The sequence below is a fragment of the Thermostichus sp. MS-CIW-38 genome (genome assembly GCF_054058415.1).
In genome coordinates, this window is record NZ_JBSSAH010000022.1 from 33,478 (window position 1) to 47,987 (window position 14,510).

Consider the following 14,510-nt stretch of genomic DNA (forward strand, 5'->3'; position numbering starts at 1 on the left):
GCACAAGTTCTGGCGAAACCAAGGGACGGTAAATACCCCAGACGGAAGCTGTCTGGGGCCAAAACGCGCCTGGAGAGATTTGAACTCCCGACACCGTGGTCCGTAGCCACGTGCTCTAGTCCACTGAGCTACAGGCGCAAAAGGGGCGGGCCAACCACGGTTGACTGTCTGTCCATACTATCTGTCCATAGTTACTCAGATACTATCCAGTACTCTCCAGAGACAGAGATGGACATCTATCAATGTGGCTTAGGCATTCTAGCACAAGAGCGTTTTTTGGAAAGTCCAACGGGGGTGTAGATATCCGCCAGCGTTAACATTGCCCTTGCCAAGGTTGCCGGACTTCTCCCCCCACTTCGAGGCCGGCTTGGGGGCTGGTGGTCTTGATCACCGGCGTCCAGACTTGGCCGTTGCGCTGCCAAAGCTGTAGGTGCAGATGCCCTGATAGGGTATCCCGACAGTTGCGCTGCATCCCTTCTGGGCCAGGAGTGAATACAGTTTGGCCAGGCCGTCCTGTGTGCCCTTCCAGCCGAATACACCAGAGGGCGCTCTCTCCCCGGATTCGCCAAGATCCCCAGGGATCCACTTGCCAGGTCAGCCGAGCGGATCCGGGTCGCCATTCCAAAAAGGGCTGGGATCCCCACCCATGCAAGCTGATCAGGGCCACTTCTTCGGGGCGGGTGAGCACCTGCCGCTCAGCTCCGGCACAGGTGAGGCTAAGGCCGGGATGTTGGGGAAAGGCGTTGCACTGGATCCAAAACCAGCGGCGAGGAAAGCTTTGGCCCCAATTTTTTTCGGCGTAGGCGGGAGCCTGCTGAAATGCATAGCGCCTGCCTCTCCACTCCACCCAGCCGGTGGCCAAGCCGTGGCTCATGAGAATTTGCCAGCCCGGCTCGAAGATGAGCAGGAAAGACCCTATCCCCATGGTGGCTTGGGGTGGGATCCCATAGGCAAAACGAGGTTGAATGCGGTAGAGCCAGCGAATGGGCTCAGAGCCCAAGGGATCCGGCAAAATCCCCTGGTTGAGGTGGGCGGTGTATTGGTAGCCGCTGGCGGTGCGCTGGAAGAAGGTGAAGGGATCCTGAAGGCCGCGACAGCCGGGGCCTGGGATCCCTGAGTGCCCCAAGGCCAGATGGGTTGAGCTGGCCCAAAAGCGGCGGGGATTGGGGAAGGTGCGCCAATGCAGCTCCTCCTCTGGCCCCAACACCTGAGCCATGCCCCCACGCTTGGGATCGATGGCGTACATGAAGGCAAAGCTAATGGGCGGATCCCCGGGCAAGGTGACGCGGCTGTACCAGCCCTCAAAAAACCGCTCTGTGCAGCCATCCCAGTGATAGCCGGCATGGGGCAGGGATCCCCAATCTGTTGAGTTGTTTTGCCCAGAGCAAGCCGTCGTCGAAGGAAGCGCCATCGAGACCTCAGCCATCGCAACAATGATAAACGGAAGTCTATGCTTACTAAAATAATAATTGTATTGTTTCTATATTTATTTGCCCTTAGGATATCAACCAAGCTGAGATTTAAGGATTTCTTGAGATTTCACGAAGGAAATCCATGGGTCAGGCGACTTGAACCGGAAAGCTTCCATCTTGCCTTCACATATCCTTTCGATGAGGTGAGCATGACGTCACGTCGTAACTTTTTGCTGTCTGCGGGTGCGGCCACCGTGGGTGGACTCGTGAGTGGCAGCTTAGCACGGGCCAGCACAGGCTACTGGGTTGCCCAGGCCAGCGGCCCAGAAACCCCCAATCTCAGGTTAGGCTTTATACCGATTGTGGAGTCTGCCCCCCTGATCATCGCCAAGGAAAAGGGCTTTTTCGACAAGCATGGCATGACCGGTGTAGAGGTGTTGAAACAGGCCAGTTGGCCGGCAGCCCGTGACAATGTGGTCATCGGCTCAGCGGGTGGGGGAATCGACGGTGGCCAGTGGCAGATGCCGATGCCTCACATGATCCACATTGGCGCCATCACCAACAATCGGCCGGTGCGCATGGCAGTTCTGTGTCAGCTGATCACCCAAGGCAACGGGATTGCCATTGCCGGAATGCATGCTGGCAAGGGTTTGGGGCTAGATGTTTCTGGAGCTGCAGACTACATCAAAAATTTCAAAAATTTCAGCGCCAGCAACGGACGCAAATTCAAGGCCGCTCATACCTTCCCCAACGTCAATCAAGATTTTTGGATCCGCTACTGGTTTGCTGCTGGGGGGGTAGATCCGGATCAAGACATCGACCTGTTGGCGGTTCCCTCTGCCGAAACGGTGCAGGGAATGCGCAATGGCACCATGGATGCTTTTAGCACGGGGGATCCCTGGCCCTACCGGATTGTGGCCGATGGGATCGGGTTTATGGCGGCTCTAACCCAACAAATATGGCCCTTTCACCCCGAAGAATACTTGGCCATTCGCGCCGACTGGGTAGAACAAAACCCCAGGGCCACACAAGCCACTTTGATGGCGGTGATGGAAGCGCAGCAATGGTGCGACGATCCGGCCAACCGAGAAGAACTGACACGCATTCTCTCAGGGCGTGCCTACCTGAATGTGCCGGTTGAAGTTCTCACCCCTCCCTTTCAAGGCAACTACGAATTGGGAGACGGCAAGCCAGCTGTTCAAGATTTCAATGCCGGGCCCTTGTACTGGGAAGATGGCCGGGGCAGCGTCTCTTACCCCTACAAGAGCCATGACCTTTGGTTCCTGACGGAATCCCTGCGTTGGGGCTTCCACGCTCGCTTCCTTCCCGATCTGGATACTGCCCGTCGTCTGGTGGATGAAGTGAACCGTGAAGATCTCTGGCGTGAGGCCGCCCAGGCACTGGGGGTGAAGAACATCCCCAACAACACCTCGCGGGGAACAGAGCGTTTCTTTGACGGTGTGGTGTTTGACCCACAGGATCCGCAGGCTTACCTGAACAGCCTGAAAATCAAAAGGGTCTAGCTGAATAGCTTGATTGGGCCAAGTTCCTCACCTTCTTTCGCAGGAAGTCCATGGCTTACCGTTTCCTTGTTCGAATCTCTCGCGCGACAGGGATCCTGCCTACCTGTGGGATCCCACGAGGTCGAAAAAAGCGGTGCCGAGCTTTCTGCCCAAACGATGGAAAGTTGATGGATGCTATGAGCCTCGCACTTTTTGAATAACTTTAAATGCCATGTTGAGGATCGGCTATGTTGGCTCTACTTCACGTTCCGCGCGAACTCTTCAGGGATCCTCCTTTTGAGAGGCCGGCCCAGCCCCGCTGGGACAAGCTCATTCTCTCGATAGCCGTGGGGGCGCTGAGCTTTCTAATTGTCGTGAGAGTTTTGTTGAGTTTGCAATCCCTGTGTTTGCCCCTCCAAGGAAAAGGCAAGGCCGATCCCAGTTCATGCTCTGTCTCCAACACGGTGTAGAACCCCTCGATCGGGGCGTTCCAAAAGCGCAACACCAGAGAACCTTGTAAAACCCTATCCTCCTCTAGGAGCTATGACGACGACACTTTCTTCTCCGGCAAAATCTGCAACGGCGAAGTTCGATTTGGCGAAGTACCGAGATCAGATTCTCCCCCCTGTGGTGGGTATTGTTGGATTCCTGCTCATCTGGCAGCTCTTGGCCAGTGCCAACCTAATTCGGCTGCCGGGGCCTTGGGATGTGTGGATGGACGAGCGCAGCCGATATCTGATCCTGCATCCTTTGTATCGCAACAGCGACCTCGACCAAGGGCTGCTGCGCCAAACCTTGGCCAGCCTACAAAGGGTGGCCATCGGCTATTGCAGTGCCGCTTTGGTGGGCATCACGTTGGGCATTTTGGTGGGAAGCAGTGTGTGGATCAACCGAGCTTTGGATCCCATCTTTCAATTCTTGCGCATGGTAGCTCCCTTAGCTTGGGTGCCCATTTCCTTGGCTGCTTTGCAACGCAATGAGCCGGCTGCCCTGTTTGTTATTTTTATCACCTCAATTTGGCCCATTCTCATCAACACGGCTGTGGGGGTGAGACAGATCCCGGAAGACTACATCAACGTCTCCAAAGTGCTCAAGCTCTCCAAAGTGGACTTCTTTTTTAAGGTGTTGCTGCCCTCAGCCCTGCCCTACATGTTCACAGGTCTGCGCATCGGCATCGGCCTGTCTTGGCTGGCCATTATTGCCGCAGAGATTGTGATGTCGGGTGTGCCGGGGATCGGCTTTTTCATCTGGGATGCCTACCAGCAGAACTACGTTACGGAGATCATCGTTGCCGTCATCTACATCGGAGCGGTGGGATTGCTTTTGGATCGCCTGATGTCTGTTTTGCAAAACAAGATAGCCAACCAATGATGTGTTGGATGTGTTGTCAGTATGTGGTTGGTTTGAGGCTAGACGGGTGATAGGTTGGGAGGTTTTCTGTGTCTGTATTGGTCAGTGTGGAGCAGGTGGAAAAATCTTTTGCTCTGCCCGGAGGGCAGGAATACCTTGCTCTGAAAGGGATCGATCTGCAAATCCATCGAGGGGAGTTTGTCTCCTTAATCGGCCACTCCGGCTGTGGCAAATCCACCCTATTGAACATGGTGGCGGGGCTGTCTTTGCCTACGGGGGGGATCGTGGCTTTGGATGGGCATACCATCACCGCTCCCGGCCCCGATCGCATGGTGGTGTTTCAGCATTACTCGCTTTTGCCTTGGCTAACGGTTCGGCAAAACATTGCGCTGGCGGTGAATGCCGTTCTTAAAAACCATTCTCCGGCGGAGCGTCAGCAGATCGTGGAAGAGCACATCGATCTGGTGGGTTTGCGCCATGCCGCAGATAAGCCCCCAGCCCAATTGTCCGGGGGGATGAAGCAGCGGGTGGCCATTGCCCGTGCCCTGGCTTTGCGGCCCAAAGTGTTGCTGCTGGATGAGCCATTTGGCGCTTTGGATGCGCTCACGCGCGGGAACTTGCAAGAGCAGTTGATGCGCATCTGCGAAGAACATCAGATGACCACTCTCATGGTCACCCACGATGTGGACGAAGCGGTTCTTCTGTCAGATCGTGTGGTCATGCTCACCAATGGGCCGGGATCCCGAATTGGGAACATTTTAACCATTGACATTCCTCGGCCCCGCCGTCGGCTGGAGGTGGTCAACCATCCCAGCTACTACAGCTACCGCAGCGAGATCATCTACTTTTTGAACCAACAAAAACGCATCAAGCAATGGCGTGCTCGCCGCAGCACTGTGGTGGCCAGGCATGGCTTGGAAAAGATCAACTTGGAGATCGGCTTTGTGCCCCTCACTGCCTGCGCTCCGTTGGCTGTGGCCAAAGAAAAAGGGTTCTTTGCCAAACACGGCTTGGAAGAAGTGAATTTGGTGCGGGAAACCAGTTGGCGAGGGATCCAAGACGGCATTCAGGGAGGTTATCTGGATGCGGCCCAAATGCCCGCCGGTATGCCGGTGTGGATGTCTTTGGGCGGAGGGGATAACCCGCCTCAGCCGGTGGTTACTGCCCTCACCTTGACCCGCAACGGCAATGCTATCACCTTGCACAAGCGGTTCTATGAGCAAGGGATCCACACCCTCAGCCAGTTGAAGGCTTACATTCTGGATAGTCCCAGCCGTCGGCTTACCTTTGGGGTGGTGCATCCCAGCTCTATGCACAATTTGCTGTTGCGCTATTGGCTGGCAGCCGGCGGGATCCACCCGGATCATGACGTGGTGCTGAAAACGCTGCCCCCGGCCCAGATGGTGGCCAACCTGACAGCCGGCAACATCGATGGGTACTGTGTGGGAGAGCCCTGGAATTTGCGGGCAGCCCTGGAGGGCAGTGGCTTTACGGTGGCTACAGATCTGGAGATTTGGCTGGGCCATCCCGGCAAAGTGTTGGGGGTGCGAGAAGATTGGGCCAGAGCCTACCCCAACACCCACATTGCCTTGGTCAAAGCGCTGTTGGAAGCCTGCCGCTACTGTGAAGACCCGGCCCATCACGACGAGATTCGCGAGCTGCTCAGCCGCCGCGCCTACCTGAGCACCGACCCATCCTACATTCATCTGGGGGATCCCCAGCGCCTAATCTGTGACTTGGACAGGCCGATGCGGGAATATGCCCACCACCGCTTCTTTCTGGGCGCCGGCAACCGTCCCAGCCGCACCGAGCATCTGTGGATGATGAGCCAAATGGCCCGCTGGGGGGATCTGCCCTTCCCCCGCAACTGGGTGGAGATTGTAGAGCGGGTATGTCAGGTGGGGGTGTTCAGCACGGCAGCCCGCGAGCTGGGGCTGGATGTGTCTTACCAGCGGCAGCCCATTCAGTTGTTCGATGGGATCCCCTTTAATGGTGAGGATCCCCTGGCCTACCTCAACAGTTTGGCGATTAAGCACGATATTTATGTAGCCGAGGTTGCCTTAGATCGTCGTCCTGTGTTGCTCTAGATACCCACTTGGGCGCCCTTGCAAAAGCACATTCCCCGTTGTGAGAAAATCATGAGTTGGAGCACCCTACGATGACTGCCCTCTTGACAACCTCTACCCCAGCGAACGTAGCCGCAGAACCCTACCTAAGCCTTGAGAATGTCAGCAAGACCTACTCAACTCCCAAGGGGGATTATCCCGTCTTGCGAGATATCAACCTCAGTGTGAACGAGGGAGAGTTTGTCTGCTTGGTTGGGCATTCCGGCTGTGGCAAAACCACCCTGCTGAATATGGTTTCCGGATTTGCCCAGCCCACCAGTGGCTCGGTGAAGCTGAAAGGGCAGCCGATTACAGCTCCTGGCCCGGAGCGCATGGTAGTGTTTCAAGGGTATGCCCTGTTGCCTTGGCTCACGGTTTATGAAAATGTTTATTTGGCCGTTCGGTCGGTATTTCCCCAAAAGAGCCAGTCGGAAAAGCATCGAATTGTGGAAGAACATTTGGATTTGGTGGGGCTGGGGGAAGCTGCTCAGAAATATCCCTCGCAAATTTCGGGAGGGATGAAACAGCGGGTAGCCATTGCTCGTGCGTTGGCCATCCGTCCAGAAGTGCTGATTTTGGATGAACCCTTCGGGGCCTTGGATGCCATTACCAAAGAGGAGCTTCAAGAGGAGCTGTTGCGCATTTGGGATGAACATCGCTGCACGGTTTTGATGATTACCCACGACATTGATGAGGCGCTGTTTTTGGCCGACCGCCTGGTGCTGATCGCGCCAGCGGGACGGAGTCCTTTGACCAATGGCCCTGCAGCCACCATCGGGCAGATCGTGACCATCCCCTTCCCGCGCCCTCGGGATCGCGAGCGGATTCTTGAAGATCCGCAGTACTACCGCCTGCGCAACTCGGTTCTCAGCTATCTCTACGGCCATGAAGCCAACCCAGAGGCGGCTTACCGGTAAATCCAACCTGGAGCAGTTGACGGAGCGAGAGGGCGACAAGGCAACCCAAAACCCAAAAACCACACACCTTGGCCATCAGGTGCAGCCCCTGGTCAGGCGATCCGCAAACCTCTCTTGGAACTCGCACACAACGCCGTGCAACCGCTCGTCCAAAACGGCCAGCGTCCGGGATGCGATATATGCTGACCCGCCCCTCCAATTCTGAACCTGCAGCTCTAGTGAATGAGGCGGCGCACCGCCCGCAGCAGTAAGGACTCCGTCCCGCTGGCGCGATCGGTGGGGGGAGGAGAGTTGGGATCCCAGCGAATTTCCAACTCAGGTGAGTCTTTGAGCACTTGAGGAGGGCCGGGCGAGGTGTGCAGGATGGCCACACAGCGCAAATTGCCCCGGTCTCGACAAAACTCGTGCCAGAGAGGGATAGCCTCGGGATCCCGGCTGACCACCAGGTAGTGGGAGCAGGCTTCCAGGATCGGCTGCTTTTGCGGATCCACCTTGCCGCCCACATCCACAATCACCAAACTCTTTTGCCGGCGCAAAGCCAGAATGGCCTGGGCATGGAAGCTGAAAAATTCGGGGGTAAAAGAGCCCCGGTACTGGTGCTTGAGGATCTTCGCCTCTTCTGGTGGCAAGTCTAAAGTCCAATTGCCTTCCCCATCCCAATGGGCCCGTTGCAGATAAATATCGGGATGCTCCGGCAGCAGAGCTTCGAAGAGGGCGCGGGCAAGACGGCTTTTGCCACTGTCGGGGGGGCCCACCACCATCACCGCCGCTGCCAATTCTGAACCCGGCCTTCCCTGCACCCAGGGGATGACCTGGCCCACCCGCACTTCGGGGGTATGGCTGGAGACCACCACCGCGCCCAAGCGTGGGTCATAACAGGCCACCCAACGGGTGAAGTGGCACTCATGCACCAGCCAGCCATACAGCCAAATGGGGGCCCGCCCCGTCAGAACCACCCCCAGCTGGGCATTGATCCCGGCAGGCAGCTGAAGCTGAGCCAAATCCTCTGGAAAAACCAGGCGATCCGGTCGGGTCAGCTCAATTTCGATGACCTGAAAAGACAGTTCCGAAGAATGGGATCTTCGAGGGTCCAAGGACTCCGTCCCGCTGGCGCGAAAGGACTCCGTCCCGCTGGCGCGAAAGGACTCCGTCCCGCTGGCGCGAGCGGCCAGACAGCCGGAAAGCAAATGCAGTGCCACAGCAGCCATGGGCAGATTTGACGAGACAGGTTGACTTCAGTATGGAAGAGATTGGAAGTGGGGGATTCCAAATCGTGGCAGAGTGGTCAGGCTCTCGTTTGCGCCTTACTTCAAAAAAATCCCTGGCCTGAAGTGCCATCAACTGGTCAACCCAAAAACCGAGGGAACTGTCGGATGAGCGGATTTGAGCTGCCTTTGACGGTAGAGGTGTTGCGCTGGCTGGCCGGCGGGCAGTTGGCGGAGCGCCTGGAGCGGGCCGTGCGCCTGTGGGTGTTGCTCGATTGCTTGTATGGCGAGGAGGGATGGCGGGATCTGCCGGAAACGTTTGGCTATACCCACATTCGGGATCGCTTGCTCTCGCCGTGGCATCCCAAGCAGGATCTGGCAAAAGGGATCCCTTCACCCTGTCCTGATGTTGACTGCATTTGCTGGAAACCCTTGAGGTTTTGGCTGAAGGATCCCAACCTATTGGCCGCCTTAAAAGCAGAAGTTCCGGATCTGGAAGCGCTGCTATCTGCTCAACCCTTTCACAAGACCCATCGCACACTGCGCAAAGAGCTGGATTACCTGGCTGCCCGGGGTTGGCTGCAACAAATTCAGGCCAACTCTAGGCGGAGAGATAATTTTCGCTGCCGTGCGCCGGGGGATCGTCCCCAACTGCCCGTATCTTCATCGGCTTTGACCTTATCGGGCCATCAACTGGAACAGATCTATCACATCCTCAGCGATGTGGCCTTTGTACATCCAGATGTGCAGGTTTTGCTGGATGAAATCTGGGAAAATCAAAGGGCTCCGTCCCGCTGGCGCGAAAGGACTCCGTCCCGCTGGCGCGATCAGCACTCGCAGCGGCGGCTTTTTGTCTGGTTTGAGTACATCCTCTCAGACGAACAGCAAGAACGGGTGGATGAATATCAAAGCCAGCTAGAAGCCCTTTGGGCCAACCCAGAAGCAGGGGTGATCGGTTTTGACTACGCCACCCGCCAACATGGGATCCGACACGTTCTCACTTACCCAGTCTGTTTGTTCTATGCCCGCCGCGCCAAGTATTTGGCAGCCTTTGGCCAGCTTCCCACCCCCGAAGGATCCCTGGGCTGGCACAATTTTCGGCTGGATCGGATCCAGTCTGAGCGCCTGGCGGTGATTCCCTGGGACGCTCCTTCCATTCCGCCAGAGCTGGCAATCCGCAAACGGCAAAAGAAGCTGCCCAGCCCAGAGGAAGTCCAGGCGGCATGGGAAGAGGCCTGGGGATCCGATTTTTACCTGCCCAAGGCATTGTTGATCCTTCGATTTTCCCCGGAGTTTGCCCGTCGCTATGTGGAAAGCACAGTGCGACATCCCACCTTCCAGCCCATTGCCTACGAGCGGATCCCGGCTTTGGTGCAGCAGGCAGTGGCGGATGTGCAGGAACGCCAACAGATTTTGAACATTCTCCGGCAAAGGCCGGCCAGCGACCGCTATTTTCGGGCCTGGGTGCGGGTGGGAGATACCAATTTCACCATGCGCCTGCGCGACTGGCGGCCCAACGGCGAGGTGATCGCTCCCCCGGCCTACCGGGAACAGATGGCTCGAGAAGCTCAGGCAGAGCTGCAGTTTTATCGCCCCGACCTGAAGCTTTCTTGACCTTCCTGCCCATGACCACCCTCTACCTAACCGAGCCGGGGACTGTGGTTCACTGCCAAAACCAAACCCTGCTCATTCGCCGCCGTGGTCAAGAGCAGCTTTGCCGCCTTGCGGAGGTGGAGCTGGTGGTGGTGTTGCCCGGGATCCAATTGACCAGCGTAGCTTTGGCCCAACTGCTGGATCGAGGCATCGAAACCATTTTTTTGCGTGCGGATGGCGGTTTTCGCGGTCGCCTGCAGGGATCCTTCTCCACCAACTCTGAGATCCGTCTGGCCCAGTATCAGCGGGCCTACTCCCCCTGGGGGCTGAGGTGGGCCAAGGTGATTGTGCGCGGCAAGATTCGCAACCAACGGGCAATTCTACAACTGCACAACCGGGCTACCCGCGGCCAAATTGCCCCCTTACAGGAGGGTATTGATGTTATCGCCGCCTACCTGCAACAGTTGGATCGCTCCACCGGGCCGAAATTGTAAAGTTTTGTGCGCGATCTGTCGGGGCGAGCCATCACCAGCCTGACTCTGCCGGCACAAGATTTTAAGGGAAACTTTAGATCTTTTGCCCCGATTGGCCCAAAAACGTGACACAATGGCCGTAGCAAGCTCAATTTCCCCGCTTGCGCTTGGCCGCGAGGACAATGTTAATATCTGTGTCGAGGAATCTCCGTACTCCCTCGCGAACGCACCTTGAAAACCTCATGAATTCAGGCTTTTCCGAGGGTAGGGTTGATCCCTACCTTTTCCCCGCAAGGGGACGGAAACGGGCGGGTGATAAAGAGATCCACGCCCTCGCGCACGATCAGCTCGTTGATCCCTACCTTTTCCCCGCAAGGGGACGGAAACTAGGGCCTCACGGCTACCATCTCCGGTTTTGACCTTCTTCACAGGTGTTGATCCCTACCTTTTCCCCGCAAGGGGACGGAAACGACAGAAGTGCTTTCGTTGGAGTGTAGATAGTTCCTGTTGATCCCTACCTTTTCCCCGCAAGGGGACGGAAACACATCATCAACCGTGTCAAACTCTGTGATCAAGTTGTTGCTGGTTGATCCCTACCTTTTCCCCGCAAGGGGACGGAAACGCTAGACTGACAGGATCTATGTTATTTGTTCTCTGCGTTGATCCCTACCTTTTCCCCGCAAGGGGACGGAAACAAGAAGTATAGTTCGTCAGCCCAGGGCGGATTTCGGTGGTTGATCCCTACCTTTTCCCCGCAAGGGGACGGAAACCTTGGCGGGAATACGAGAGAATACAGCAGTAGACATGACGTTGATCCCTACCTTTTCCCCGCAAGGGGACGGAAACCCTGAGCACTAGCCAGTGCGTGTAAGTTCTCATCCCGTGTTGATCCCTACCTTTTCCCCGCAAGGGGACGGAAACCTGCAACGAGATAAAGAAGTGTTGTCCGTTGACTAAGGTTGATCCCTACCTTTTCCCCGCAAGGGGACGGAAACAGGGCTACTGCCAGAACTAGACGCAGAGGAGGTGATCGAGTTGATCCCTACCTTTTCCCCGCAAGGGGACGGAAACACGAGGAAGTTTTTGTGGAATAATTCCACCAACATGTAGGTTGATCCCTACCTTTTCCCCGCAAGGGGACGGAAACGTTTGTTACCGTAAATGTAGCAGCGGATTTTCTTGTTGAGTTGATCCCTACCTTTTCCCCGCAAGGGGACGGAAACAGGAGGGTTCTAGGATGACGAATCCTAGTTTTGGGGTTGATCCCTACCTTTTCCCCGCAAGGGGACGGAAACTCAAGCTGGAGCTCCGCGACGTGCTTCTGGGTGACAACGCGTTGATCCCTACCTTTTCCCCGCAAGGGGACGGAAACTGCGGGGGGTTTTGTCCCTTGCCATTGTGGGGAAGTAGGGTGTGTTGATCCCTACCTTTTCCCCGCAAGGGGACGGAAACCTTTAGTTATTTATTGAAGTGATTGGAGTAAATCCTCCCGTTGATCCCTACCTTTTCCCCGCAAGGGGACGGAAACATACTCTGCCATTCCGTTTGCGTAAGCCAAGTATGCAGCGTTGATCCCTACCTTTTCCCCGCAAGGGGACGGAAACACGTGGCCTATTGACGCAAGCGGTGGAGTCTTCTAAGCTGTTGATCCCTACCTTTTCCCCGCAAGGGGACGGAAACCACGGGCCAGAGCAATCTCCAGCTCCAGGACCTTCTCCTGAGCGTTGATCCCTACCTTTTCCCCGCAAGGGGACGGAAACGATACTGCTACCCAAGCTCAAGGAGGTAGCATCCCAGTTGATCCCTACCTTTTCCCCGCAAGGGGACGGAAACAGACCCACCCTCGCTTCACTCGCCGGTATATCTCATACCGGGTTGATCCCTACCTTTTCCCCGCAAGGGGACGGAAACCCCATGAAGGGGTGTACTTCATGTAGCAGTGACGTAGGGTTGATCCCTACCTTTTCCCCGCAAGGGGACGGAAACGCGTTTTTTCATTGTCGTACTCCTTATTGAAAAGTGTGCCGTTGATCCCTACCTTTTCCCCGCAAGGGGACGGAAACTAGCCACCCGTCGTATTCCGATGGAATTTCGGGGCAGTCCGTTGATCCCTACCTTTTCCCCGCAAGGGGACGGAAACCGTTTTGGAACTTACGCAGTAAATCTGCGCGTTTGAGTTGATCCCTACCTTTTCCCCGCAAGGGGACGGAAACGGATCCCCACTTGGTGTACCGCAGCCAGCGCACCGGCGTTGATCCCTACCTTTTCCCCGCAAGGGGACGGAAACTCTAAAAATAAAAAGGCTGCCTTAGTGGCAGCCTTTGTTGATCCCTACCTTTTCCCCGCAAGGGGACGGAAACGTGAAGCCCAGCTCTTTTAAGACGTCTTCAAACCTCCCTGGTTGATCCCTACCTTTTCCCCGCAAGGGGACGGAAACGTGGTGGGGGTGGCAAGCCACCGCCCAGAAAGGGGTTGATCCCTACCTTTTCCCCGCAAGGGGACGGAAACAAGCTGCTCTAACTGCTGAACCTGAGCAAGAGACAGCTTGTTGATCCCTACCTTTTCCCCGCAAGGGGACGGAAACGTGCCGGGGCTTTGCAACCGTGCCAATTGATTTAGGGTTGATCCCTACCTTTTCCCCGCAAGGGGACGGAAACCACTGGCCGTTGATTGTTAACTCCGCTTCATGTTTTTGTTGATCCCTACCTTTTCCCCGCAAGGGGACGGAAACTACCAAATTGACTTATTCTGTTGTTTGGCTGTAATTAAGTTGATCCCTACCTTTTCCCCGCAAGGGGACGGAAACTTATCCGGGCAATATCCCGGATGTACTCGCAGCGCTCGCGTTGATCCCTACCTTTTCCCCGCAAGGGGACGGAAACGAAGTTTTCCACCATTGACTCTGCGCTCTTGGGGAATGTTGATCCCTACCTTTTCCCCGCAAGGGGACGGAAACATGGCTACTTCGCCCCTTTGGAGGTGGGGACTTGGCATCGTTGATCCCTACCTTTTCCCCGCAAGGGGACGGAAACTTTGAACAACCTTATCCCAATACGGGGAGGAGCTCAACGTTGATCCCTACCTTTTCCCCGCAAGGGGACGGAAACCCAGAGGACGGAGGGTTTGGGAAGTTTTGTCCTTACGCGTTGATCCCTACCTTTTCCCCGCAAGGGGACGGAAACATCTCGAGCGAGACAAGTCTCGGAAGTCCTAGAGCCTCCGTTGATCCCTACCTTTTCCCCGCAAGGGGACGGAAACACTAATTCCTCTCCTCTATCAGCCAATACAGTGTCTGGTTGATCCCTACCTTTTCCCCGCAAGGGGACGGAAACGTCCATGGCGGACAGGTTAGCTTGCATATTCAATTGTCCGTTGATCCCTACCTTTTCCCCGCAAGGGGACGGAAACGGCACATGCCAGTCGTAGCGGTCCTCAATCATCCAGAAACCGTTGATCCCTACCTTTTCCCCGCAAGGGGACGGAAACATTGTGCAGTATGGATACTGCACCGGAGGGATAGGACCGTTAGTTGATCCCTACCTTTTCCCCGCAAGGGGACGGAAACCCTTTGTAAATATTGAGCTCAGTCTGGAGCGAGACCCAGTTGATCCCTACCTTTTCCCCGCAAGGGGACGGAAACTTGTCCAGGACTCCGACTTCCTCTAGGTACCACCCGTCGTTGATCCCTACCTTTTCCCCGCAAGGGGACGGAAACGACAGCCGGACTACTGACCGATGCCAATATGGCGTCGACCATTGATCCGTTGATCCCTACCTTTTCCCCGCAAGGGGACGGAAACTAGAGAGAAGCGAGTAATGAGCAAAGAGAAGTGAGGTTGATCTCTACCTTCTCCCTGCAAGAGCATGCCTCTAACCCCCAAAACCCTGAACTTTGCTGAATTTACTGAGCTTTAGGCGGTTTGGCAAAAGTCATTGAGAGGGATATAGTAGAC

Annotated in this window: 8 protein-coding genes, 1 tRNA gene and 1 CRISPR repeat array; of the genes, 6 read left to right on the forward strand and 3 right to left on the reverse strand. The window is 56.0% G+C overall.

The genetic code is table 11. The annotated features are described in order from the left end of the window. Positions 1 to 64: 64 nt before the first annotated feature. Positions 65 to 138: transfer RNA gene (locus ACVWXZ_RS08915), tRNA-Arg, on the reverse strand. A gap of 175 nt (positions 139 to 313) precedes the next feature. Continuing rightward, positions 314 to 1,426 (reverse strand): tocopherol cyclase family protein, encoded by a 1,113-nt coding sequence (locus tag ACVWXZ_RS08920; protein WP_457482409.1) that lies wholly within the window; start codon positions 1,424 to 1,426, stop codon positions 314 to 316. Between the two features lie 189 nt (positions 1,427 to 1,615). Between ACVWXZ_RS08920 and ACVWXZ_RS08925 the strand changes: the two genes are divergently transcribed. The 4 genes from ACVWXZ_RS08925 to ACVWXZ_RS08940 all read left to right on the forward strand — a co-directional run bounded on the left by ACVWXZ_RS08925 (position 1,616) and on the right by ACVWXZ_RS08940 (position 7,286). Further along, positions 1,616 to 2,935 carry a CmpA/NrtA family ABC transporter substrate-binding protein gene (locus tag ACVWXZ_RS08925; protein ID WP_457482410.1) on the forward strand — a complete coding sequence of 440 codons (1,320 nt, stop codon included), beginning with the start codon at positions 1,616 to 1,618 and terminating at the stop codon, positions 2,933 to 2,935. A gap of 522 nt (positions 2,936 to 3,457) precedes the next feature. Beyond that, positions 3,458 to 4,285 (forward strand): nitrate ABC transporter permease, encoded by an 828-nt coding sequence (gene ntrB / locus ACVWXZ_RS08930; RefSeq protein WP_414357643.1) that lies wholly within the window; start codon positions 3,458 to 3,460, stop codon positions 4,283 to 4,285. Between the two features lie 68 nt (positions 4,286 to 4,353). Further along, on the forward strand, positions 4,354 to 6,351 hold the full coding sequence (locus tag ACVWXZ_RS08935) for a nitrate ABC transporter ATP-binding protein (RefSeq protein ID WP_457482411.1): 1,998 nt from the start codon (positions 4,354 to 4,356) through the stop codon (positions 6,349 to 6,351). Between the two features lie 71 nt (positions 6,352 to 6,422). Continuing rightward, entirely contained in the window at positions 6,423 to 7,286 is an 864-nt protein-coding gene (locus tag ACVWXZ_RS08940; protein ID WP_457402899.1) for a nitrate ABC transporter ATP-binding protein, read from the forward strand. A 215-nt stretch (positions 7,287 to 7,501) separates the two neighbouring features. On the opposite strand, the gene crn3 is transcribed toward ACVWXZ_RS08940, so the two are convergent. Beyond that, entirely contained in the window at positions 7,502 to 8,494 is a 993-nt protein-coding gene (crn3, locus tag ACVWXZ_RS08945; protein WP_457482412.1) for a CRISPR-associated ring nuclease Crn3/Csx3, read from the reverse strand. Positions 8,495 to 8,659: 165 nt separating this feature from the next. Here crn3 and ACVWXZ_RS08950 point away from each other — a divergent pair, with 165 nt between their 5' ends. After that, positions 8,660 to 10,105, forward strand: coding sequence for a TIGR03985 family CRISPR-associated protein (locus ACVWXZ_RS08950; protein ID WP_457482413.1), 1,446 nt, complete (start codon positions 8,660 to 8,662; stop codon positions 10,103 to 10,105). Continuing rightward, positions 10,102 to 10,578, forward strand: coding sequence for a CRISPR-associated endonuclease Cas1 (gene cas1 / locus ACVWXZ_RS08955; RefSeq protein ID WP_457482414.1), 477 nt, complete (start codon positions 10,102 to 10,104; stop codon positions 10,576 to 10,578). The genes ACVWXZ_RS08950 and cas1 overlap by 4 nt, the downstream gene beginning before the upstream one ends. A gap of 248 nt (positions 10,579 to 10,826) precedes the next feature. After that, positions 10,827 to 14,357: direct repeats of the CRISPR family, unit length 37 nt; unit sequence GTTGATCCCTACCTTTTCCCCGCAAGGGGACGGAAAC. The last annotated feature ends 153 nt before the right edge of the window (positions 14,358 to 14,510 follow it).